Source organism: Streptomyces tuirus, from assembly GCF_014701095.1.
Lineage (GTDB): Bacteria > Actinomycetota > Actinomycetes > Streptomycetales > Streptomycetaceae > Streptomyces > Streptomyces tuirus.
This window is the reverse complement of the sequence record NZ_AP023439.1, coordinates 3,329,131-3,352,289: the sequence shown is the minus strand read 5'-3', so window position 1 is coordinate 3,352,289 and position 23,159 is coordinate 3,329,131. Positions and strand designations below refer to the sequence as shown.

Below are 23,159 nucleotides of genomic sequence, written 5' to 3'. Positions count from 1 at the left end.
CTGCGCGTCCGGTCGTACTGAATGCCTATTCATCCCAACGTGTGGTGTGAATTCAGTTTTTCCATCGCGGCCCCGAAGAATGGCGAGGGTGCAGCAGAACCCGACGACGACCACGCTCGGCTACGCCCTGTTCGCCACTCGCTGGCTCCAGGCCCCGCTGTACTTCGGGCTGGTGGCCGCCCAGGGCGTCTACGTCTACAAGTTCTTCAAAGAGCTGTGGACCTTAATCCTGATGTGCGTGAGCGGGCACGCCACCGAGACGTACGTGATGCTCGCGGTGCTCAAGCTGGTCGACGTCGTCATGATCGCCAACCTGCTGATCATGGTGATCGTCGGCGGCTACGAGACGTTCGTCTCGCGCATCGGCCTCCAGGGCCACCGTGACCAGCCCGAATGGCTCTCCCACGTCAATTCCAACGTACTGAAGGTCAAGCTCGCCACGGCGATCGTGGGCATCTCCTCCGTGCATCTGCTCCAGATGTTCGTGGACGTCCACCACACCTCCCAGCACGCCCTGCTGTGGGGGACGGTGATCCACATGGCGTTCATCGCCTCGGCGGCGATCCTCGCCTATATGTCGGGCCCGATGGTCGCCCAGGCCGGACACGGCCAGCCCGCTCACACACAGGTCGAGCGTTCACGGGGTCGCGACCACGAAGACCGGCATCAGGCGAACCCGGAACCCGAGGCGCCGCCGGTCACCGCCGCCCTCCCACGGCAGCCCGACCCGGACGCCGACGCCGAGGCCCGGATCCGTGCCGCCGGGTTCCCCGCGCGCAAGCTGCTGGAGGACTTCGACGAGCAGCACCCCCGGGGCTTCGACCGGGAGGCCGTGGCGCGGCTCGGCAAGGCGGACTTCGTCACCGCCCGGCGCAACGTGGTCTTCGTCGGCCCGCCCGGCACCGGCAAGACCCACCTGGCCGTCGCCCTGGGCGTGCGCGCCTGCCAGGCCGGGCACCGGGTGCTGTTCGCGACCGCCGCCGAGTGGGCCGCCCGGCTCGCGGACGCCCGGGCCGCCGGGCGGCTCGACGCGGAGCTGACCGCGCTCGACGATCACCCCCTCCTGATCGTCGACGAGGTCGGCTACACGCCCCTCGACACGGCAGCGGCGGGCCTGCTCTTCCAGCTCGTCGCCCACCGCTACGAGCGGGCCTCGCTGATCGTGACCGCCGACCGGCCGCTCGGCCGCTGGGACGAGGTGCTCGGCCCGTCCGCCCCGGCGCTGACGGACCGGCTCGCCCATCACGCCGACGTCGTACGGCTGGACGGGGACAGCTACCGGACGCGTCGCGCTACTTCAGCGTGGGCAGACTGACGTTCTGGACCAGCGGCCCTTCGATCGTGACCCCCTCGGTGACCAGCGGCTCCACGGCGGCGACCGGCAGGGGCAGCGGCAGCGCGGGGGCCGCGGCGGCGCAGGGCGCGAGCGCCCCCACGAGCGCGACGGCACAGAGAGCGGCGGCGGGCAGGTTCTCACGCATGAGGGTGACAGTGCCTTTCACGGGCTGAGAGGACTTTCACGGTGGAGACGCCTTTCAAGGGCTGAGAGACGACGGACACCGCACCGCGGGCCGGCCCGGCGCCTGGGCCGGCCCTCCGGGTGCGGGGGAGCGGATCAGATCTGCGGTGTCTCGAGGACCAGACCGGCGACGTCGATGCTCACCGCGGAGGCCGGGGTGGCGAGCCCCCCGAACGTCATCAGGGCGGCGGCGGCGAGGACGGCGGCGACTCGGCGGACGGTGCGCATGCGCGGACTTCCTTTCGGCGGAGCTCACAGGACACCCGGTGGCTGCCCCCGCGCACACGGCGGGATGCGGCACGCCCGGGAAGGTCGCCCGAGCGTGGGACCTCCCCGGCGTGGCGTGCATGAACGCCCGCCTGCACCCGAACGGGTGACGCTCCGCGAGCGGAGGTCAGCCCGCGTCGTCGGCGAGCTCGGCGACCCCGGTGATCCGGTGCAGCGGATAGGTGCGGACCTCGTCCGCGGTGTGGTCGTACGCCGTGACGAAGCCGCCCTCGACACGGATCGGGGCGATGACCCGCTGGCTGGCCGCGCCATCGGCGTTGACGTAGCCGATCCACAGGGCCTCGCCGGTGAGGACGGCGGCCTGCATGGTGGCGAGGGTCTCGGCGGCACCCGTGCGGGGCAGCTCGCCGTTGGCCGCGGGGGCCGTGCCCGGCTTGCGCGGGGTGGTGGAGGCGAGGTCGCCGGCCCGGATCGCGCGCAGCGCGGCCGCCAGGAGGGTGTCGTCGGGGACCGGCGGACCGTCCGGGACCGGCTCGGGCGCGGTGCGCGGCGGAGTGCGATGGGCCAGGGCGCGGGTGATCAGCACATCGCCCTCGGCGGACTCGGCGGCCGGCGCGAACCCCATCGCCCGCAGGCCCTCCAGGAGCCCGGCGGGGTCGGCCTGCGCGGCCAGCACGGTCGGGGCGAGCCGGCGCAGCCCCAGCCCGGCGGCCCGCTTGTCGGCGAGGATCTCGCTGAGCACCGCGTCGTCGTCGCAGCGCACGTACGCCGAGGCCGCGCCGACCCGGAGGTGGCCGTGCCGCCGGGCCACGTCGTCGATCAGATAGGCGAGGGGCTGCGGCACCGGCGTGCGGGAGTGCGCGGCGAGGAAGGCGTGCAGGTCGGAGGCGGCCTGCCCGGCGTCCAGCGCCCGCCGCACCGAGCCGGGCGTGAACCGGTAGACGGTCGCCCCGCCCTTGGACTCGACGTCCGCCAGCACGCCCAGCATGTCCGCGAGCGGCCGTTGCAGCGGGCCGGGCGCCACCGCCGTCAGGTCGGCCTGGAGCAGCACGTGGTCCAGCGGCTCGGGCAGCAGCGGCGCCAGCAGCCGGGCCGCGGCGGCCGAGGCCACGGCCTGTTCGGCGGGGGAGAGTGGGGCGAGCGGGGCGGGGCGGTGATGGTGGTGGACGGGCAGCTTGTCCCCCGGCCCGGAGGGTTCCGCTTCCGGGGCCGGCGCGGGCGCCGCGGGCGCGCCCAGCAGCGCCCGGCCCTGCGCCGACAGCGCGCCCCGGCCGGTGACGCCCAGCAGCTCCGCCTCGGACAGCGCCCACTCGGCGAGCCGGCCGCGCAGATCGTCCTCGCGCCGGTCGCCCCGCAGGGGCCGCTCCCAGCGCAGCCGGGCCAGCACCGATCCGGCGGCGGGCGCGGCGCCCTCCGGCAGCCCGGCCAGCAGTGCCAGCACCCGGTGCCGCACCTCGGGCGCGGCCGAGCGGTCCAGGCCCGGCCCGAGCGCGGACAGCGAACGGTCCTTCGCGTCCCGCCCGCCCACCAGACCGGCCGTGCGGGTCGCCGCGAGCCAGGCCGTGACCAGCCGCGACCAGCGTTCGGCGGCGGGCAGTTCCCGCCACTCGTCGTACGCCGGGGTCGCCGCGTACCGTTCGTCGGCCTCGCCGTCCGAGGCGATCAGCCCCGCCGCGTACGCCAGCTCCACCCAGAACGCGGCGGCCGGCTCGGGCAGGTCGAGCGCGACGGCGGTCCGCTTCAGGTCGCGCACGCTGAGCCCACCGGCCCGCAGCACCGCGGGCCCGCCCTCGTCCCAGTCCTTCAGCAGCTCCTCGACGGTGGCGAGCGCGGTGTACGCCTGCCCGGCCGCCGCGCTGTCCACAACCTGTGGACGGTGAACGGCCGCCGTCTCCACGACCGGCGGCACGGGCTCGGGCGCCCGGTGCGCCAGGCCGCGCCGCAGATGCAGCGCGACCTCGCGCGGCAGGACGACCGTCCCGGGCGCCGTCGGCAGCAGCAGTCCGCGGTCCAGCAGCCAGCGCAGCCGCGGCGCCGGATCGGCGGTGACCTGCCCGTACGGCGGCCCCCACACCAGGCGTTCCAGCACGTCGAGGGAGTCGGGCGGGGCGTCGGCGAGCAGCGCGGCCATCCGCGACCGGTCCGTGAACAGGCCGGCCAGGGCGGTCACCGCGGAGACCGAGTCGTGCGTCGAGGCCAGTCCGGCGGCGGTGACGATCTCCTGGATCCGCCCCGGCGACATCCCGGCGGTGGCCTCCTGGACCGTCGGGCCGAGGCCGGTCGGCGAGGGGTGCTGCGGCGAGGGCGCCAGCAGCTCACGCGCCGTGCGCACCAGCCGCAGCCGGTCGTCGTCGCCCCACACCAGGGCCTGCTCGCGCAGCAGGTCCAGGGCGTGCGGCAGCGCGGCGACGACGGCCGGGTCCGCGTCGTCCCCGGCCATGAGTCCGAGCAGTTCGCCGTACGTCGCCGGGTCCGCCGCCACGGCCAGCGCCTCCGCCGTCTGGAGCGCGAACCGGTCAAGGCGCTCCAGCGCCCGCACGACCGAGGCACGGGTGCCCGCGCGGGTCGCGAGCTGGGTGAGGTCGGTGGGGACGGGCGTGATGAGATCCGGGCGGCTGCGCAGGAGCGCGCCCAGCGAAGCGTCGCCCCGCGCGCGGAGCGCTTCCGCGAGGGAGCGGGGGGCCGGGGGCCTGTCCTCGGTGCTCATCCGGTCCACGGTAGCGGGTCGCTTCCCCGGCCCGGGTGGACTGTGCGCCGCCTCGCCCCCGTACGCGGGACGGGGTTTTGGCCGCTTCGCGGGCACTCGCGGTACCGTCGTGCGACGGCGTCACGCAACGCACCCGCCCCGGAGGGGACTTCGTGGGGATTGAGAGCGACCAGGTCGTTTACGAGTATCTGAGCCGCGTCGGCGACGTGGCCCAGCAGCGGCAGTTGTCGTCGGCCACCCGTATGCGCCTGGTCGCGGACCTGCGCAACGAGATCGACAAGCGCCGCGCGAAGGCCACCGTCGACTCGCCCGCCGCCGTCCGCCGCATCCTGTCCCGCCTGGGCAGCCCCGACGACGTCGTGACCGCCGCGGCGGACGGTACGGGTGGTGAGGCGCACGGCGCCGCCCCCGCCGCCGTCCCCGTGCAGCGCGAGGCCGAGCCGGAGGAGCGGGCGAAGGGCGTCATGCGGCGCGTCGTGCCGCGTCCCCGGCCGGCGCGGTCCGCCGGGGAGCCGCACCCCGCGCCCTCCGACGGCCCGGCCCCGCCGCACCTGGCCGCCGGGCACGAGCTCGGCGACAGCGCGCTCCGGCCGGACTGGTGGCGGGTGGACAGCAGCCCGTTCGGCGTGGGCGACGAGGTGCCGGGGTTCGTGGGCGGCGTGGAGGTGCCGGACCTGCTGAAGCCGCCGGCGCCGCGCAAGGCCGAGAAGGAGCAGCCGGACGCCGAGGAGACCGCCCCGGTCGTCGAGACGGCCGAGGTGACCGAGAAGGGCGGCCGCCGCCGGCTCCCGCGCCTGCCCACCACCAGCTGGAGCAACCCGCTCCTCCTGATCGCCGCGGGCCTCCTCGTCGCCGGTGCCGTGCTCGGCAACTGGTTCGTCCTCCTGCTCGGATGGCTCATCGCCTACGCCTCCCGGCGCCTCACCCAGGCCGAGACGAAATGGGCGGTCGTCATCCTGCCGAGCCTCTCGGTGGCGGGAGGCCTGGTCTGGCTGTGGGGCCGGATGAACGGCCGCTGGGGCGACCCGATCGCCGACGGCCACATGAACGCCGCGGTGTCGGAGACCTGGCCGTGGGTGGTCAGGGGCGCGGCGGTGGCGTCGGCCCTGTTCCTGGTGTGGCGTTCACAGCGCTCGCGCTAGAGCCCCCCAGCCGGACGCCTGGCGTTCACGCCCTCTGGGCACAATGGCCCATATGGCCTTCATGACCCCGCCCGCGCTCACCGTCGGTTTCGACCTCGACATGACCCTCATCGACTCCCGGCCCGGCATCCGCGCCTGCTACCAGGCGCTGTCCGAGCGGACGGGGACGTACATCGACGCCGACCTGGCGGTCACGCGGCTCGGGCCGCCGCTGGCCGAGGAGCTGATCAACTGGTTCCCGGCCGAGGAGGTCGCGGCCATGGCGGACCTGTACCGGGAGATGTACCCGGCCATCGCCATCACCGCGACCCCGGCGATGACCGGCGCCCGGGAGGCCATCGCGGCCGTACGGGAGGCCGGCGGACGGGCGATGGTCGTCACCGCCAAGTACGAGCCCAACGCCAAGCTGCACCTCGCCCACCTGGGAATAGAGCCCGACGCGGTCGTCGGCGACCTGTGGGCCGAGCAGAAGGCGCAGGCCCTGCGCGAGCACGACGCGGGCGTCTACGTCGGCGACCACGTGGGGGACGTCCGCGGCGCCCGGGCCGCCGGCGCGCTCTCGGTCGCCGTGGCCACCGGCCCCTGCCCCGAAGAGGAACTGCGCGCGGCGGGCGCCGACGTCGTCCTCACCGATCTGACCGAATTCCCGCGGTGGCTTTCGGACTACCGCCCCGCGCGCGCCTGACGGCGGCCCGCCGTCACGGAACGCAGCACTCCCGCACCGGCCACCAGGAATCCGACGGCCATGAGCATGCTCAATCCGAACATGTATGTCGGAAAGGGAGTCGTCCCGAGGAACAGCGGGGCGACCGTGACCAGTGTGGCCAGGGAACCGATGAAGAAGACGACGGCTCCGGCACGGACCAGGCGGTCGCCGGGAGCGGCGGAATTCGTTTGGGTTTTGTCACGCACCCCACCAGGGTAGTTCCCAGCGCGAAGGAACAACCGGGTGACGTCTTGTCACCGGCTGCAAGAGCATTAGCCTTGGTACCGGCGGGTCCGTACGGCCCGCCCGAGTGCTATCAAGAGCCGTTTCCAGAAGCAGTTTTCCGACGAGTACGAGGACGAGGACAGACGTGCCCACCGGCAAGGTCAAGTGGTTCAACAGCGAGAAGGGCTTCGGCTTTCTCTCCCGCGACGACGGCGGTGACGTCTTCGTCCATTCCTCGGTCCTCCCCGCCGGAGTCGAGACGCTCAAGCCGGGTCAGCGCGTGGAGTTCGGCGTCGTCGCCGGGCAGCGCGGCGACCAGGCCCTGTCCCTGACGATCCTGGACCCGACCCCGTCCGTCGCCGCCGCGACCCGCAAGAAGCCGGACGAGCTGGCCTCCATCGTCCAGGACCTGACGACCCTCCTGGAGAACATCACTCCGATGCTGGAGCGCGGCCGCTACCCCGAGAAGACCGCCGGCAAGAAGATCGCCGGCCTGCTACGCGCGGTCGCCGACCAGCTGGACGTCTGAGACCTCAGGGAAAGCGCAGCGCGTCCGGGCCGAGGGGCGGTACGAGTCCCTCGGCCGCGGCCCGTGTGAGCAGCCCGCGCACGGCCGCGTAGCCGTCCTCGCCGAGGTCCGCCGTGAACTCGTTGACGTACAGCCCGATGTGCTGGTCGGCGACGGCCGGGTCCATCTCCTGGGCGTGCTCCATGACGTACGGCCGGGACGCCTCGGGATCGTCCCAGGCGGCGCGCACGGACGTGCGGATCGAGTCGGCCAGCAGCCGCAGCTTCTGCTCGCCCAGCGACCGCTTGGCGATGATCGCGCCCAGCGGGATCGGCAGCCCCGTGGTGTTCTCCCAGTGCTCGCCCATGTCGGCGAGCTTGTGCAGCCCGTAGTTCCGGTACGTGAAGCGCGCCTCGTGGATCACGAGCCCCGCGTCGACCTTGCCGTCCCGCACGGCCGGCATGATCTCGTGGAACGGCATGACGACGATTTCGCCGATCCCGCCCTCCAGCGTGTCCGCGGCCCACAGCCGGAACAGCAGATAGGCGGTGGACCTCTCACTGGGCACCGCGACGGTCCGCCCCGTGAGGTTGACGTCCGCCTCCCGCGTCAGCACCAGCGGCCCGCAGCCCCGCCCCAGCGCGCCCCCGCAGGGCAGCAGGGCGTAGTCGTCGAGGACGTAGGGCAGCACCGCGTACGACACCTTCAGCACGTCGCACTCGCCGCGCTCGGCCATGCCGTTGGTGATGTCGATGTCGGCGAAGGTCACGTCGAGCGCGGGGGCGCCGGGGACGCGGTCGTGGGCGAGGGCGTCGAAGACGAACGTGTCGTTCGGGCAGGGCGAGTACGCGATCTGCAGCTCAACTGTCATGCCGGTTCCAACTCTCCAGTACGGGCGCGAGCTTCCCGAACCCCTCGGTCAAGGCTGCCAGGGCGTCGCCGATCCGCCAGGCGGCACGGTCACGCGGCCCGACGGGGTTGGAGACCGCCCGGATCTCCAGCACGGGCACCCCCTGCGCGGCGGCGGCCTCGGCGACACCGAAGCCCTCCATGGCCTCGGCGAGGGCGGTGGGGTGCCGCTTCCGCAGCGCGGCGGCCCGGGCGGCCGTCCCGGTCACGGTCGACACGGTGAGCACGGCCCCGGCCCGCGCCCCGGTGATCCCGGCGGCCCGCCGTACGAGCTCCGCCGGAGGCTCGTGCCTGACGGTCCCGAACCCGAGCTCGGTCACCGGGAGGAACCCGTCCTCGGTCTCGGCCCCCAGATCGGCCGCGACGATCTCGTCGGCGACCACGAGCGACCCCACGGGAGCCCCGGGCAGGAACCCGCCCCCGATCCCGGCCGAGACGACCAGGCCGTAGGGAGCGCCCTTCAGGGCGGCGGCGGTGAGCGCGGAGGCGGTGGAGGCGGCGGCGCGCGCGGGCCCGACACCGGCGGCGATCACATCGAACGAACGCCCGGCGGCGCCGGGTACCGCTTCATCGGACCCCGGGGGCACCCCCAGGCCCGCGGCCACAGCGTCCCTCTCCACGGGAACAGCGGTGGCCACAAGCACCCGGCCAGGCCCGGCGGCAGCGATCAGGCGTCCTTCTTGAGCTTGAAGTTCCAGAGCCCGGAGGTGTCCTTGTCGCCTTCCTTGATGGAGACCAGCGTCGAGTTGCCCTGCGCGCCGTACTGGGCGTTGAAGAACACGCTGCCCGGAATCGTGCGGTAGGTCTTCGTGCTGGAGTCGGTCAGCGGCTGACCGTTCATCAGGATCGTCCAGCCGTTGTCGGCGATCTCGGGGTCGACACCGAAGCGCACCGTCTCGTCCGGGTCGACGGAGATGGTCTTGATGCCCTTGTCCTTCAGGCACCCGGTGAGGTCGGACGGCTTCAGGGCGTCGCCCTCGCCGCCGCAGGTGGCCTCGGAGTTCACCGAGTCGCTGCCCACGGTGACCGTGGCGACCGGCGTCGGCTTGTCACAGGCCGACAGGACGAGCAGTCCGGCGGATACGACGCCGGCGACGGCGACGGCGCGGCGGCGTCGCACAACGGATTGCAACGTGTTCATGGGCGAAGGCTATAGGGCGCGCGGGTCGCACCGCCCACGCGGGGTATGGCTCCCCGGGAGATCCATCAGAAGGGCCCTACCGGAGATCGATCACCGGGGCCCTACCGGAGATCGATCACCGGGGCCCTACCGGAGATCGATCACCGGAGCCCTGCCGGAGGTCGGCCGGACGGGCCCTACGCGACACGCGCCCGCCCCGAGCCCCCGCGCCGGGCCGAGCCGATCAGCCCCCGCACGGTCGTCAGCCACCCGACGCCGACGATCGCGGCGCCCACCGCCAGCCCGGCCGTGCCGTTGAGCGGCATCGCGATACCGATCGCCCCGCCCAGCACCCAGGACATCTGCAGCAGCGTCTCCGAACGGGCGAAGGCCGACGTACGGACGCTCTCGGGCACGTCCCGCTGGATCAGCGCGTCCAGCGACAGCTTGGCCAGGGCCTGCGCGAACCCGGCGATCGCCGCCAGACCGGCCACCAGCACCGCGCCGAAGAACGCCGCCGCCGTGATCGCCGCGCCCGCCACGCACGCCACGACCGTCACGATGATGATCTCCGGCGCCCGGGACCGCAGCCACGCCCCGACGGCCGTACCGAGCGCGTTGCCCACGCCCGCCGACACGCCCACTATCCCCAGCGACACGGCGGCGCTCTGCCCGGAGACCGGGTGCTCGCGCAGCAGGAACGCCAGGAAGAAGATCAGGAACCCGGTCAGACAACGGATGGCGGCGTTGGCGGCCAGGGCGTGGGTGACGGCCGGGCCGACCGTGCGCAGCCCGGGGCGCTTGACGGGCTGCCGGTGCAAGCCGTGCAGGTGCTGCTCGTCCGCCGCCAGCAGGGCACGGTCCTCGCCCTTGGCGGAGTCGACCTTCGGCGGCAGCCTGAACGACAGGAACGTTCCCGCTACGAAGATCACGAAGGCGCCGATGAGAGGCCAGCGCGGCCCGATCTGCTGGAGCCCGGCACCGACCGGCGCGGCGATGCCGGTGGCGAGGAGCCCGCCGAGGGTGACGCGCGAATTGGCCTTCACCAGGGAGAACCGGGGCGGCAGCAGCCGGGGCACGACGGCGCTTCTGACCACGCCGTACGCCTTCGACGAGACGAGGACGCCCAGCGCGGCCGGATACAGCTCCAGGCCGCCGCTGACCACCGCGCCGGACAGGACGATCGCGAGCAGCGCCCGGGCGAGCATCGCGCAGGCCATCGCCGCGCGGCGGCCGTGCGGGACGCGGTCCAGGAGGGGGCCGACCACCGGCGCGAGGAGGGTGAAGGGCGCCATGGTGATGGCGAGGTACAGCGCGACCCGGCCGCGGGCCTCGTCGGTCGGCACGGAGAAGAACACGGTCGACGCGAGGGCGACGGTGATCATCATGTCTCCGGCGCCGTTCACACCGTGCAGTTCGATCAACTTGCCGAGACCGGACTCGCCGGCGCCGTGCGCGTGGGTGGCCTTGCGGATGCCGCGGGCCGTACCGGTCACGGGGAAGTGCAGGGCACGGCCGATCGCGCGGAAGGAGCCGCCCAGACGGCCCGGTCCGCTCAGTCGGCTGCTTCCCTTGATCCCTTTCGATCCACCGGTGCCGGTGGCGCCCGGGGGTGTCTTCGCGGCTGCCACGACGTCATAGTGCCCCGATAACGCCGTGGCTAGTGCCATTACCGCTTGTATAGGGCCTGTGGGGTGACCGTACGGGGTGGCGGTCCGGGGCGGGTGGGCGGTGCAACAGGACCGTCGGTGTACGCGAAGTGGGGCGGAAGGGTAGCGTGCGTATCTCAGCCATCCCGCAAAATGGATGAAGGACGTCGACGCGGTCCCCCGGTCCGCTCCGTCCGCCCCTGTGCCGGGAGTGGCGCACTCGTGAGACGGCGTATGGAGAGAAGCGATACCTGTGAGCGCAGCGACAACGCGAAGCCGCACCCCTGACCGTCTGTGCGCCGAGGCCGTCGACCTCGCACGCGCCGCAGCCGAGGAGGCCGCCGCGCCGGGCATCGTCGGCGAGCACGTGGGGCTGGTCTCCGAGGGGGACCGCGTCGTCACGCACTTCTTCCAGTGCCTGGAGCTCGGGTACCGGGGCTGGCGCTGGGCCGTGACGGTGGCCCGGGCGTCCCGGGCGAAGATCGTCACCGTGGACGAGGCCGCGCTGCTGCCCGGCCCGGACGCGGTGCTGGCACCCGAGTGGGTGCCGTGGAGCGAGCGGCTGCGGCCCGGCGACCTGGGGCCGGGCGACCTGCTGCCCACCGACGCGGAGGACCTGCGGCTGGAGCCGGGCTACTCGGGCGAGGACGAACCGGCGCCGAAGTCGCCCGTGTCGCACGAGATGGCCGACCTGGTGGAGGCGGAGGACGCGGACCTCACCACGGGCCCGCCGTCCGGCTTCGCCGGCACCCCCTCCCGCGGTTCGATCCCGGCCGTCGCCGAGGAACTGGGCATGCGACGGGCCCGCGTCCTGTCCCGCTACGGCCTGCACGCCGCGGCCGACCGCTGGGAGGAGGCGTTCGGCCCCAACACGCCCATGGCCCAGGCGGCCCCCGCGCGCTGTGTCAGCTGCGGCTTCCTCGTGCCCATCGGCGGCTCCCTCGGCCAGGCCTTCGGCGCCTGCGCCAACGAGTTCTCCCCGGCCGACGGCCGCCTGGTCTCCCTCGCCTACGGCTGCGGCGGCCACTCCGAGGCCGCGGTCATGCCGCGCCCGCCCCAGCCGCCCGCCCCGGTCATCGACGAGACCCGCGTCGACCCCTTCCCCCTGCGCCCGTCCTCGGACTCCGGCTCGGTGACCCCGACGGCGGACGAGGACACGGAGGAACTGGGCCACTCGTAGCCTCCGGCGGCTGAACGGGACTGGGGCGCTGCACTGCCGAGTCTCTGACACCCCGCCCGGCTCCGGGCCCGCGCCTGACGGGGCCACCGGCGCCCCGGCTGGCTCCGGGTTCGTGCCCGGCTGTGACGCGTGCGCTCTGCTTGGCTTCGGGGTCCGTGTCCGGACGTGTTGCCGGCGTTCCGCCTGGCTTCGGTGCCTGCGCCCGGTCGTGTCCCCGGCGGTTGGCCTGGCACTGGGGCTCGCGCCTGGTCGAGCGGCCGGTGGTTGGCCTGGGACGGGGTCGGTTGTGCTGCCGAGGCCGTGGCGTTCCGCCTGGTTTCCGCGCTCCTGCCCGGCCGTGTCGCCGGCGTTCCGCCTGGCTCCGGTGCCTGCGCCCGGTCGTGTCCCCGGCGGTTGGCCTGACACTGGGGCTCGTGTCCGGTCGGGCGGCCCGTGGTTGTTCCCGCGTGTGTCCGGGCGGGCGGTCGTGGGCCGCGTCGGGCGGGCGGGCGGTGGGTGGGTTCCAGGCGGTACCTTCGTCCTCACGTAGACGAGGAGAAGGAACGGAACGTGAGCAGCAAGTTCGTGCGGCCCGCCGCCGAGGGGGCCGATCCGTTCGGTACCGCCCGCCTGCGGCGCGGTGTCCTCGACGCCTGGGCCACCAGCCCCGCCCGGTTCCGCGAGGACGCCAACGCCGAGGAGGACCTGGTCCTCGGCGGCTACCGCGACCGGCTCGTCGTGGAGCTCGCCCAGAACGCCGCCGACGCGGCGGCCCGGGCCGGCGTGCCGGGACGGCTGCGGCTCACCCTGCGCGACGGGGTGCTCGTCGCCGCCAACACCGGCGCCCCGCTGGACGCCGCCGGAGTGGAGTCCCTGTCCACGCTGCGCGCCTCGGCCAAGCGGGACCCCCGCGACACGTCCTCCGTGGGACGGTTCGGTGTCGGGTTCGCCGCCGTCCTCTCCGTCACCGACGAGCCCGCCGTCGTCGGCCGGCACGGCGGTGTGCGGTGGTCGCTCGCCGAGGCCAGGGCACTGGCCGCCGAGACCGCCCGGCACAGCCCCGGCCTCGGGGACGAGGTCCGGCGCCGGGACGGACACGTACCGCTGCTGCGCCTCCCGTACGCCGCCGAGGGCACCGCACCCGCCCCGTACGACACCGCCGTCATCCTGCCGCTGCGCGACACCCCGGCCGCCGATCTCGCCGAGCGGCTGCTGCGGGCCGTCGACGACGCCCTGCTGCTCACCCTCCCCGGACTCGAAGAGCTCGTCGTCGAGATCAACGGGGAGAGCCCGCGGACCCTCACCCGCCGCACCGACGGTGCCTTCACCGTCGTCGACGACTCCGTCCACGGCGTCACCCACTGGCGCACCGCGGCGGCTCACGGCCCCCTCACCCCCGACCTCCTCACCGACCGGCCCGTCGAGGAGCGGCTGCGGCCCCACTGGTCCGTCACCTGGGCCGTCCCCGTGGACAGCGACGGCAGCCCGGCCCGGCCCCGCACCAGCGCGGTCGTGCACGCCCCCACCCCGAGCGACGAACCCCTCGGCGTCCCGGCGCTGCTCATCGCCTCGTTCCCGCTGGACTCCACCCGCCGGCACGCCGCCCCCGGCCCGCTGACCGACTTCCTCGTCCAGCGCGCGGCCGACGCCTACACCGAACTCCTCGCCGACTGGCGGCCGGTGACCTCCGGGATCATCGGCCTGGTGCCCGGCCCGCTCGGCAAGGGCGAGCTGGACGGCGCCCTGCGACAAGCCATTCTTCAGCGGCTGCCGCGGACCTCCTTCCTGCCGCCCGCCCTTCCTCCCCGCGAGGGCGACGACCTGCCCGATGCGCTGCGGCCCCGGGACGCCGAGATCGTCGAGGGAGCGGGTGCGGACACCGTGCGGGTCCTCGCCGAGGTGCTGCCCACGCTGCTGCCCGCCGGGCTGGAGCGCCGGGCGGAACTGCGCACCCTGGGCGTCGCCCGCGTCCCGCTGACCGACGCGATCGACCGCCTCGCCGGGCTGGAGAAGGAACCCGGCTGGTGGCGGCGGCTCTACGACAGCCTGGCCGGGGTCGACCCGGACCGCCTGTCGGGGCTCCCGGTCCCGCTGGCCGACGGCCGGACGACCATTGGGCCCCGGCAGGTCCTGCTGCCCGGCGCGGAGGCCGCCCGGATCGACCCCGAGGTGCTGGCCCGGCTCGGGCTGAAGGTCGCCCACCCGGACGCCGCCCACCCGATCCTGGAGAAGCTCGGCGCGCTGCCCGCCACACCCCGGGCCGTCCTCACCACGCCGCAGGTCCGGGCCGCCGTCGCCGCGTCCCTGGACGACGAGGGCGGCGTGAACTGGGAGGAGGACGTCCTCGACGCCGACGAACTGGCCGACACCGTGCTCGCGCTGGTGCGGGACGCCGGCCTGGAGCCCGGTGACGAGCCCTGGCTCGGCGCGCTCGCCCTGCCCGACGAGGACGGCGAACCGGCCCCGGCCTGCGAACTCGTCTACCCCGGCAGCCCCTTCGCCCAGGTCATGCGCGAGGGCGAACTCGCCGCCGTGGACGCCGAGCTGGCCGCCAAGTGGGGCGAGCAGCCGCTGGCCGCCTGCGGTGTCCTGGTGAACTTCGCGCTCGTCCGCGCCACCGACGTCGTCCTCGACCCCGACGAACTGGAGCCCCGCGAGGGCGACTTCGCCGAGCCCGACGACGCGGGCCTGCTGGACGCCGTCGACGTGTGGTGCGAGGACATCCTCGACCGCTTCCCGGACAGCCCGGTGCCGCCGGTCGCCACCGAGATCGTCGCCGTACGGGACCTGGACCTCGTCGACGAGGACAAGTGGGCGCAGGCGCTGGCGCTGCTGTCCCGGCCGCCGCTCAGGGACGCCATCGTGCAGCCCGTGCGGATCCTGCTGCCGGACGGGACGCACGAGGTCGTCCGGCCGTACACCGCCTGGTGGCTGCGCGGGAACCCGGTGCTCGACGGCCGCCGCCCGGCCGGTCTGCGGGCCGCCGGCGGCGACCCGCTGCTGCGCGGGCTCTACGACGAGGCCGACGCGACCGGGTTCGAGGACGAGCAGGTGCTGCGGGCGCTGGGCGTGCGGACGTCCGTCGCCGCGCTGCTGGACGAGCCCGGCGGCGCCGCCGAACTGCTGGAGCGGCTCGCCGACCCCGACCGCGAGGTGACGGGCGCTCAGCTGCACGCCCTGTACGGGTCGTTGGCGGAGCTGGACCCCGAGCAGGTGACCCTGCCGGACGACCTGCGGGCCGTCACCGACGGCCGGGTGGAGGTCGTGGACGCGGCCGACGCCGTGGTGTGTGACTCGCCCGACCTGCTGCCGTTCACCGAGGGCGTCCCGCTGCTTCCCGTACGGCCGTCGCGCGCCGCCGACCTGGCCGAGCTGTTCCAGGTGCGGCGGCTGAGCGAGTCCGTCACCGGGAAGGTCACCTCCGAGGGCGCCGAGCACGACGTGCCCGAGCCGGTGCGGGTGCTCCTCGGCCGCAACACCCCGTCCTACTACGTCGAGCACGAGGAACTCGTCGTCGACGGCGTGGAGATCGACTGGCGGCTCACCGACGACGGCGTCCTGCACGCCGCCACCCTGGAGGGCGTCGCCGCGGGGCTCGCCTGGGCGGCGGGGCAGTGGCCGCGGAGGTTCGAGGTGGCGGCCCTCCTGGAGGACCCGTCACGCACGGACGAACTGGCACGGGACCGGTGGTTCGACTGATCCGGCGGTGATGTGCGACCGAGCCGGCGGTGATGCGCGACCGAGTCGGCGGCGCCGTGCGACCGCTCGTGAAGGATTCCGCACATATTTTTCACCCGTCGTACAACCATCCGTATGGCTGAGGAATCTGATCACCTGAGTCAACAGACTCCACGATCACTTGGGTCCCGAGAGCCGACGACGAGCACCGGGGCCCCTCTCCACCTGGAGAACGCATGCGTATCCGAGCCACCGTGGCCGCCGTCACCGGCGCCCTGGCCCTCTCCGCCCTCGCCGTGCCGGCCGCGCAGGCCACGGAGCCGAAGGTTCCCGCGGACATCGCCGCCGCCAGCGAGGTCGTCCACGCCGACTCGGGCCGCTCGGCCTACGTCGGCGCCGTGGACGGCGAGCCGACCGTCCTGAACGCGACCTTCTCCTCGGTCAAGGTCAACAACGGCAAGAACATCGCCGTCGGCACCACCAACGTGGTCAAGGTCCCCGTGTCCTTCACGCTGACCCACGGCAAGGAAGTGAACATCCACGCCGCGGACTTCTTCGCGGGCGTCGAGCTGTACCGCGGTGCCTCGTTCGAGGAGGCGATCTTCTTCTTCGACAGCAACGACGCGACCTGCACGGACTCGTCCGCGACCGTCGCGAGCTGCAAGGCCACCGTCGAGATCGACCCGTTCGCGCTGCTGAACGAGGACGCCGGCTCCTGGAAGGCGGCCGCGTTCGCGGTCGCGTTCAACGGCGAGGACCCCGAGGACCCGAACCTGGACAACGTCGGTGTCGCGCTGAAGGACCCGACGAACTCCTTCAAGCTCCAGCGCTACTCGAAGCTGACGGTCAACGCCTCGCCGGAGCCGGTGAAGAAGGGCAAGACCATCACGGTCACCGGCAAGCTGTCGCGCGCCAACTGGGACGACAACAAGTACCACGGCTATACCAACCAGTCGGTGAAGCTGCAGTTCCGCAAGAAGAGCTCCAACACCTACACCACCGTGAAGACCATCAAGTCCAACTCCACGGGCGAGCTGAAGACCACCGTCACGGCCTCGACGGACGGCTACTTCCGCTACTCCTTCGCGGGCACCACGACCACCCCGGCCGTCAACGCCACGGGTGACTTCGTCGACGTGAAGTAGAGCGCCCCCCGCTCCACCCCCGCTCCACGCTAAGCGGGAAAGCGGCGGTCCACCCACCTCCACAGGAGTTCCAGGGTGGCCGCCGCCACCGCCGCGATGCCGACGGCGGTCCACGGCATCGTCACCCCCACCAGCTTCAGCGCGAAGAAGTGCTGCAACCACGGCACGACCAGCACCAGCACGAACGCCCCGGCCATGGACGCCACCAGCGCGATCCGCCACCACGTGTAGGGCCGGGCGATGATCGCCAGCACCCACATCGAGATCAGGAACAGCGTGAGCGTCGCCGCGCTGGTCTCCGCGTCCAGCGCCCCGGGCCCCGTGTAGTGCTCCCGGGCGAGCAGATACGTCGCGAACGTCGCCAGCGCCGCCACGACCCCGCCCGGGATCGCGTACCGCATGACCCGCCGTACGAAATTCGGCCTCGCGCGCTCCTTGTTGGGGGCGAGCGCGAGGAAGAACGCCGGGATGCCGATGGTCAGCGTCGACAACAGGGTCAGATGGCGCGGCAGGAACGGGTACTCCACCTGCGAGCAGACCACCAGGACGGCCAGCAGCACCGAGTAGACCGTCTTGACGAGGAACAGCGTGGCCACCCGCGTGATGTTGCCGATGACCCGCCGCCCCTCGGCGACCACCGACGGCAGCGTCGCGAAGCTGTTGTTCAGCAGCACGATCTGCGCCACCGCCCGGGTCGCCTCCGAGCCGGAGCCCATCGCCACGCCGATGTCGGCGTCCTTCAGGGCGAGGACGTCGTTCACCCCGTCGCCCGTCATGGCGACCGTGTGCCCGCGGGACTGCAACGCCCCCACCATGGTCCGCTTCTGCTGCGGGGTGACCCGCCCGAACACCGTGCCGTCGTCGAGGGCGTCGGCCATGCCGTCCTGCTCGGCGGGCAGCCGGCGCGCGTCCACGGTCGTGCCGGACAGCCCGAGCTTGGCGGCGACCGCCCCGACCGACACCGCGTTGTCGCCGGAGATGACCTTGGCCCGCACGTTCTGGTCGGCGAAGTAGCGCAGCGTGTCCGCGGCGTCCGGCCGCAGCCGCTGCTCCAGCACGACCAGGGCGGTGGGCTTCGCCCCCCTGGTCACCTCCGGATCGTCCAGGTCCCGCGCGACCCGCACCAGCAGCAGCACCCTGAGGCCCTGCTCGTTCAGCCGCCCGGTCTCGGCCAGGGCCGGATCGTCGTCCGCGAGCAGTACGTCGGGCGCGCCCAGCAGCCACCGGCCGGTCTGCCCGTCGCCCTCGCTGAGCGCGGCGCCGCTGTACTTGCGGGCGGAGGAGAACGGCAGGGCCTCGGTGCAGCGCCAGCCGTCGACGGCGGGGTAGGCGTCGATGATCGCCTTCAGGGACGCGTTCGGCCGCGGGTCCGACTCGCCGAGCGCGCCGAGCACCTTCCGTACGTAGGTCTCGTCGGCGCCCTTAAGCGACCGCAGTTCGGTGACGTCCATGCCGCCCTCGGTGAGGGTGCCGGTCTTGTCCAGGCAGACCGTGTCGACCCGGGCGAGCCCCTCGATCGCGGGCAGCTCCTGCACCAGGCACTGCTTGCGGCCCAGGCGGATCACACCGATGGCGAAGGCGACCGAGGTGAGCAGGACCAGCCCCTCGGGGACCATCGGGACGATGCCGCCGACCGTGCGGGCGACGGAGTCGTCGAAGGCGTTCTCCTTCACGACCAGCTGGCTGATGATCAGGCCGATCGCGGTCGGGACCATCATCCACGTGACGTACTTGAGGATGGTCGAGATGCCCGACCGCAGCTCGGACTGGACGAGGGTGAAGCGCGAGGCCTCCTCGGCGAGCTGGGCGGCGTAGGCCTCACGGCCGACCTTCGTCGCCTGGAAGGCCCCGCCGCCCGCCACCACGAAGCTGCCCGACATGACGTGGCCGCCGGGCTGCTTGACGACCGGGTCGGCCTCACCGGTGAGCAGCGACTCGTCGATCTCCAGCCCGTCCGCCTCGACGCAGACACCGTCGACGACGACCTTGTCCCCGGGCCCGATCTCGATCAGGTCGTCCAGCACGATCTCGGACGTGCTGACCTGCGCGGCGGTCCCGTCGCGCCGCACGGTCGGCCTGACCTCGCCGATCAGCGCGAGCGAGTCCAGCGTCTTCTTCGCCCGCCACTCCTGGACGATCCCGATGCCGGTGTTGGCGAGGATCACGAACCCGAACAGGCTGTCCTGGATCGGCGCGACCACCAGCATGATCAGCCACAGCACGCCGATGATCGCGTTGAAGCGGGTGAAGACGTTCGCGCGGACGATGTCGGCGGTGGAGCGGCTGCTGCGCACCGGCACGTCGTTGCGCTGCCCGCGCGCCACCCGTTCGGCGACCTGAGCGGCGGTCAGGCCGGTCTCGCGGGAGGTGACCGTCGCCGGCCGCGCGGAGTCGGGCCGGGCACCCGCGTCGAGATGCGTCATGCATCCGACGGTACGTGCGGATTTGCCGGTTCACCCGCTGAATGCGGCGAAGATCCGACCTGGGAAGGACGGACTTCGTGCCGTGGTCGTACGGCAGTTGTAGGCCGCCGGGCCCCGGTGCCACGTCCCGGTGCCAGGCCCCGGTTCCGCGTCCCGGTGTCAGTCCGCCCGGCGGGCGGTGAGCAGCAGGTACTCCCACTCCAGGACCGTTCCGCCCGAGCCCGTGCCCAGGTCGCCGTCGCGGGCGAGGTCCACCAGGGCGGCATCCAGGGCCGCGACGCGTTCGGGGTCGTCGGCGATGTTCTTGTAGACGCTGATGGTCGGGCCGTAGCGCTCCTTGAAGTAGTCGCGGAACGCCTCGGGCGTCTCGAAGCGGTCGACCCGGACCGTGCGGCGCTCGGCGCGGACGTCCGTGACCCGGTCGCCGAGGAGGGCGCGCACATGGTCCTCGTCCCCCCACAGCGGGGGCGGCTGCGCGCCGGGCGGGGGCGCGTACGGCTTCATCGCGGCGAACATCCGGCCGATGAAGCCCTGGGGCGTCCAGTTCAGCAGCCCGATGGTGCCGCCGGGACGGCAGACCCGGACGAGTTCATCCGCGGCCTGCTGGTGGTGCGGGGCGAACATCACGCCGACGCAGGACAGCACGGTGTCGAACTCGGCGTCGCCGAACGGCAGGGCCTCGGCGTCGGCCTCCTGCCAGGTGAGGTGCGCGCCCTGCTGCTCGGCCGCCGCCCGGCCGGCCTCGAACAGCTCCGGCGTGAGGTCGGAGGCCACCACGTCCGCGCCGGCCAGGGCCGCGGGGATCGCGGCGTTCCCGGAGCCGGCGGCCACGTCCAGCACCCGCTGGCCGGAGCGCACTCCGCACGCTTCGACCAGGACCGATCCGAGCTCGGGGATGACCTCGGCGGCCAGGGAGGGGTAGTCGCCCTGGGCCCACATCGCCCGGTGCTTGGTCTTCAGGGCGCGGTCGGCCTCGGTCACGCTGTTCTGCATCGTCATCGCTGCGCTCCTCACCGGTCGGACGGCGGTTTCGCGCCGACGGTTTCGAGCGTTTCGCCGCCATCTCCTGAGCGTAGGGAGGGGGCGGGCGGGTGTCTCGTCGGAGGGTGCGGGGCTGTGCTTCGCGCGACGCCGGGTGGGGGTGCGCGTTCGGTTCGCCTTCGCGTGGGGTGTCCGGTTCGCCTTCGCGTGGGGTGTTCGTTTCGCCTTCGCGTGGGGTGGGGGTCGGGGCCGCGCCGGGGGGTGTCCGTCCTCGGAACGGCGCGATGGAGCTTCATACCGACTGACTGGCGTTGACGCGCCAACCGCTGCGGGCGGACACCCCCCGACACGGCCCCTTCTCGCCGTACGCGGGTGCGGGCGCGTCGTGGCTCGGTTCCGCCTACTGGGCCGCGCGAGTCGCCGTCGGGTCCTGCACCGCCGCGCGCTTGATCGCGGCGTCGCGCTTGCGGACGTACCAGATGCCGATCAGGCCGAGGCCGCCGCCGGCCAGGCATGTCCACACCCACCAGGTGTGGCCGTGTTCGTCGAACCAGCCGTAGAAGGGGAGCTGGACCAGGAAGAGGACGAACCACAGGATGGTGCCGCCGGTGATGGTGGCGACCACGGGGCCCTCAAGGGGCTCCGGCGCCTCGTGTCTGGGGGTCCATTTCGCCATGGGGAACAGCTTACGAGGCGATCAGGTCTACGCGCGGAGATGGCCGATCGGGGCCTTATATGTTCATACTGAAACGGTTTGTGTCTGACCACTTCTCTTCGTAGGAAACACCAAAACATGTCCTCCTCGGCTCCCGCCAAGGCCCCCGCCCCTCAGCAGCCGGGAGCCGGGCCCATGTTCGGCGCACTCGACCGCTTCTTCCGGATCTCCGAGCGGGGCAGCACCCTGCCCCGTGAGGTCCGCGGCGGTCTCGCCACCTTCTTCGCGATGGCCTACATCATCGTGCTGAACCCGATCATCCTCGGCAGTGCCAAGGACATGTACGGTCACCAGCTCGACAACGGGCAGCTGGTCACCGCGACGGCCCTCACCGCCGCGCTGACCACCCTCCTCATGGGCGTCATCGGCAACGTCCCGATCGCCCTGGCCGCCGGTCTCGGCGTGAACTCCGTCGTCGCCCTCCAGCTCGCCCCGCGCATGTCCTGGCCGGACGCGATGGGCATGGTGGTCCTCGCCGGGTTCCTGGTCATGCTGCTGGTCGCCACCGGACTGCGCGAGCGCGTCATGAACGCCGTGCCCTTCGGGCTGCGCAAGGCCATCTCCATCGGCATCGGCCTGTTCATCATGCTGATCGGGCTCGTGGACGCGGGCTTCGTCTCCCGGATCCCGGACGCCGCCCAGACCACCGTCCCGCTCCAGCTGGGCGGTGACGGTCACCTGAACGGCTGGCCGGTGCTGGTCTTCGTGCTCGGCGTGCTGCTGACCTTCGCGCTGATCGTGCGCAAGGTCTCCGGCGCGATCCTGATCTCGATCGTCGCCATGACGGCCCTCGCCGTGATCATCAACGCGGTGGCCAAGGTGCCGAGCTGGGGCCTGACCACGCCCACGTGGCCCGGCAACCCGGTCGCGAGCCCGGACTTCGGGCTGATCGGGCAGGTCAGCCTGTTCGGCGGCTTCGGCAAGGTCGGTGTGCTGACCGGCGTGCTCTTCGTCTTCACCGTGCTGCTGTCGTGCTTCTTCGACGCGATGGGCACGATCATGGGCGTCTCCGACGAGGCGAAGCTGACCGACGGCGAGGGGCAGATGCCCGGCATCAACCGGGTGCTGTTCGTCGACGGCCTCGCGGTCGCCGCCGGTGGCGCCAGCTCCTCCTCCGCGACGACCGCCTTCGTGGAGTCCACGGCGGGTGTCGGCGAGGGTGCCCGGACCGGTCTGGCGAACGTCGTCACCGGTGGCCTCTTCGCCGTCGCGCTCTTCCTGACGCCGGTCGCCACCATGGTCCCGTCCCAGGCGGCGACCCCCGCGCTGGTCGCGGTCGGCTTCCTGATCATGGCCGGGTCGGTCAAGGAGATCGACTGGGCCGACTACACGATCGCGATCCCGGCCTTCGTGACGATGGTGATGATGCCGTTCACCTACTCGATCACCAACGGCATCGGCATGGGCTTCATCACCTTCGCGGTGCTGCGGCTGGCGGCCGGACGGGGCCGGGAGGTGCCGGTGGCGATGTACGTGGTGTCGGCGGTGTTCGCGTTCTACTACCTGATGCCGGCGCTGGGTCTGACCTGATCCTCGTCACCGGAGTCGGGTGAGCCGTAGAACCTCTCCGTCTCCTCCACCGCGGCCTGGAACCGCTGGTCGAAGTCATCTCGAATGAGCGTCCGGACGACATAGTCCTGGACGCTCATTCCCCTTTTCGCGGCATGGTGCCTGAGCCGTTCGAGCAGGTCGTGGTCTATTCGCAGGCTGAGCACGCTGGTCCCCATGGGCATGAGGGTCGCGGCAGCCTTCGGTGCGGTGGGCGTGGTTTCGCCGTGACGTCACCCATATGAGTGATGTCACGGTTCAGTGGCGGGGGTCACGGCCGTTCCTGCGCGTTCCCACTGGTCTTTAGCGAGAGTAATGAGTTACGCTAAAGAACATGCCGGACCTCAGCCATGGCGACGACGTAGCCGCCGTGAACTCCCTCCGCTCCGCAGTGATGCGGCTGTCCCGTCGGCTCAAGCACCAGCGGGTCGACGAATCGCTCAGCCCCACCGAGATGTCGGTGCTGGGCACCCTGTCGCTGTGCGGCAAGGCCACGCCGGGCGAGCTCGCCCGCAAGGAGCACGTCCAGCCGCCGTCGATGACCCGCATCGTGGCGCTGCTGGAGGCCAAGGGGCTGGTCCGGCTGGAGCCGCACCCCGAGGACCGGCGCCAGAAGGTCGTCACGCGCACCGAGCAGGCCGAGGCCATGCTCGAGGAGAGCCGCGCCAAGCGGAACGCGTTCCTGGCCACGCTGGTGGAGAACCTCGACGAGGACGAGTGGGCGAAACTGCGCGCCGCCGCCCCCGTGCTGGAGAAGCTCGCGCATCTGTAATCAGTAGGTCGCAAGGAGGCGAACC

Annotated in this window: 21 protein-coding genes; 9 read left to right on the top strand and 12 right to left on the bottom strand. The window is 72.7% G+C overall.

Features of this window, described 5'->3' with window-relative positions; translation table 11 throughout:
* Window positions 1-79: 79 nt before the first annotated feature.
* Window positions 80-1,315, top strand: coding sequence for an IS21-like element helper ATPase IstB (gene istB / locus IGS69_RS15245; protein ID WP_190900161.1), 1,236 nt, complete (start codon window positions 80-82; stop codon window positions 1,313-1,315).
* Here the strand turns inward: istB and IGS69_RS15240 are convergent.
* The 3 genes from IGS69_RS15240 to IGS69_RS15235 form a co-directional block, all read right to left on the bottom strand.
* Window positions 1,293-1,481 carry a hypothetical protein gene (locus IGS69_RS15240; RefSeq protein ID WP_190900159.1) on the bottom strand — a complete coding sequence of 63 codons (189 nt, stop codon included), beginning with the start codon at window positions 1,479-1,481 and terminating at the stop codon, window positions 1,293-1,295. The genes istB and IGS69_RS15240 overlap by 23 nt on opposite strands.
* A gap of 134 nt (window positions 1,482-1,615) precedes the next feature.
* Window positions 1,616-1,747 (bottom strand): hypothetical protein, encoded by a 132-nt coding sequence (locus tag IGS69_RS34965; protein WP_269783173.1) that lies wholly within the window; start codon window positions 1,745-1,747, stop codon window positions 1,616-1,618.
* Window positions 1,748-1,913: 166 nt separating this feature from the next.
* Entirely contained in the window at window positions 1,914-4,454 is a 2,541-nt protein-coding gene (locus tag IGS69_RS15235; protein ID WP_190900157.1) for a helicase C-terminal domain-containing protein, read from the bottom strand.
* Window positions 4,455-4,606: 152 nt separating this feature from the next.
* Between IGS69_RS15235 and IGS69_RS15230 the strand changes: the two genes are divergently transcribed.
* A complete protein-coding gene (locus tag IGS69_RS15230; RefSeq protein ID WP_190900155.1) occupies window positions 4,607-5,596 on the top strand; it encodes a hypothetical protein in 990 nt (329 codons plus the stop codon).
* A gap of 43 nt (window positions 5,597-5,639) precedes the next feature.
* On the top strand, window positions 5,640-6,281 hold the full coding sequence (locus tag IGS69_RS15225; protein WP_385862908.1) for an HAD family hydrolase: 642 nt from the start codon (window positions 5,640-5,642) through the stop codon (window positions 6,279-6,281).
* Here the strand turns inward: IGS69_RS15225 and IGS69_RS15220 are convergent.
* A complete protein-coding gene (locus IGS69_RS15220; RefSeq protein ID WP_190900141.1) occupies window positions 6,260-6,508 on the bottom strand; it encodes a hypothetical protein in 249 nt (82 codons plus the stop codon). The genes IGS69_RS15225 and IGS69_RS15220 overlap by 22 nt on opposite strands.
* A gap of 164 nt (window positions 6,509-6,672) precedes the next feature.
* On the opposite strand from IGS69_RS15220, the gene IGS69_RS15215 reads away from it, so the two are divergent.
* Window positions 6,673-7,056, top strand: a complete 384-nt coding sequence (locus tag IGS69_RS15215) for a cold-shock protein (RefSeq protein ID WP_010035896.1) — start codon at window positions 6,673-6,675, stop codon at window positions 7,054-7,056.
* 4 nt (window positions 7,057-7,060) lie between these two features.
* Here the strand turns inward: IGS69_RS15215 and IGS69_RS15210 are convergent, their stop codons facing one another.
* From IGS69_RS15210 to IGS69_RS15195, 4 genes are all read right to left on the bottom strand, one after another.
* Complete coding sequence (locus IGS69_RS15210) at window positions 7,061-7,906, bottom strand: 1,4-dihydroxy-6-naphthoate synthase (protein ID WP_190900138.1); 846 nt, start codon at window positions 7,904-7,906, stop codon at window positions 7,061-7,063.
* On the bottom strand, window positions 7,896-8,642 hold the full coding sequence (locus IGS69_RS15205; RefSeq protein WP_385863093.1) for a futalosine hydrolase: 747 nt from the start codon (window positions 8,640-8,642) through the stop codon (window positions 7,896-7,898). Before IGS69_RS15205 ends, IGS69_RS15210 begins: the two co-directional genes overlap by 11 nt.
* On the bottom strand, window positions 8,612-9,085 hold the full coding sequence (locus IGS69_RS15200) for a DUF2771 domain-containing protein (protein WP_190900134.1): 474 nt from the start codon (window positions 9,083-9,085) through the stop codon (window positions 8,612-8,614). Before IGS69_RS15200 ends, IGS69_RS15205 begins: the two co-directional genes overlap by 31 nt.
* 176 nt (window positions 9,086-9,261) lie before the next feature.
* A complete protein-coding gene (locus tag IGS69_RS15195) occupies window positions 9,262-10,695 on the bottom strand; it encodes an MFS transporter (protein WP_190900133.1) in 1,434 nt (477 codons plus the stop codon).
* A 271-nt stretch (window positions 10,696-10,966) separates the two neighbouring features.
* Here IGS69_RS15195 and IGS69_RS15190 point away from each other — a divergent pair, with 271 nt between their 5' ends.
* The 3 genes from IGS69_RS15190 (at window position 10,967) to IGS69_RS15180 (ending at window position 16,695) form a co-directional block, all read left to right on the top strand.
* The gene (locus tag IGS69_RS15190; protein WP_190900131.1) at window positions 10,967-11,893 is read left to right on the top strand and encodes a DUF3027 domain-containing protein; all 927 of its coding nucleotides are present in this window, start codon (window positions 10,967-10,969) and stop codon (window positions 11,891-11,893) included.
* 549 nt (window positions 11,894-12,442) lie between these two features.
* A complete protein-coding gene (locus IGS69_RS15185; protein WP_190900129.1) occupies window positions 12,443-15,571 on the top strand; it encodes a sacsin N-terminal ATP-binding-like domain-containing protein in 3,129 nt (1,042 codons plus the stop codon).
* A gap of 215 nt (window positions 15,572-15,786) precedes the next feature.
* Entirely contained in the window at window positions 15,787-16,695 is a 909-nt protein-coding gene (locus IGS69_RS15180) for a hypothetical protein (RefSeq protein WP_190900127.1), read from the top strand.
* Between the two features lie 29 nt (window positions 16,696-16,724).
* On the opposite strand, the gene IGS69_RS15175 is transcribed toward IGS69_RS15180, so the two are convergent.
* The 3 genes from IGS69_RS15175 to IGS69_RS15165 all read right to left on the bottom strand — a co-directional run bounded on the left by IGS69_RS15175 (window position 16,725) and on the right by IGS69_RS15165 (window position 20,775).
* Window positions 16,725-19,118, bottom strand: coding sequence for an HAD-IC family P-type ATPase (locus IGS69_RS15175; protein ID WP_190900125.1), 2,394 nt, complete (start codon window positions 19,116-19,118; stop codon window positions 16,725-16,727).
* A 159-nt stretch (window positions 19,119-19,277) separates the two neighbouring features.
* Entirely contained in the window at window positions 19,278-20,117 is an 840-nt protein-coding gene (locus IGS69_RS15170) for a class I SAM-dependent methyltransferase (protein WP_190900123.1), read from the bottom strand.
* Window positions 20,118-20,499: 382 nt separating this feature from the next.
* Window positions 20,500-20,775, bottom strand: a complete 276-nt coding sequence (locus IGS69_RS15165; protein ID WP_190900122.1) for a DUF2530 domain-containing protein — start codon at window positions 20,773-20,775, stop codon at window positions 20,500-20,502.
* Window positions 20,776-20,892: 117 nt separating this feature from the next.
* On the opposite strand from IGS69_RS15165, the gene IGS69_RS15160 reads away from it, so the two are divergent.
* A complete protein-coding gene (locus IGS69_RS15160; RefSeq protein WP_190900120.1) occupies window positions 20,893-22,344 on the top strand; it encodes an NCS2 family permease in 1,452 nt (483 codons plus the stop codon).
* Here IGS69_RS15160 and IGS69_RS15155 read toward each other — a convergent pair.
* Complete coding sequence (locus IGS69_RS15155) at window positions 22,314-22,541, bottom strand: ribbon-helix-helix protein, CopG family (protein ID WP_190900118.1); 228 nt, start codon at window positions 22,539-22,541, stop codon at window positions 22,314-22,316. The two genes, IGS69_RS15160 and IGS69_RS15155, sit on opposite strands and share 31 nt — an antisense overlap.
* Window positions 22,542-22,696: 155 nt before the next feature.
* Here IGS69_RS15155 and IGS69_RS15150 point away from each other — a divergent pair, with 155 nt between their 5' ends.
* On the top strand, window positions 22,697-23,134 hold the full coding sequence (locus IGS69_RS15150) for a MarR family winged helix-turn-helix transcriptional regulator (protein ID WP_190900116.1): 438 nt from the start codon (window positions 22,697-22,699) through the stop codon (window positions 23,132-23,134).
* Window positions 23,135-23,159 lie beyond the last annotated feature (25 nt).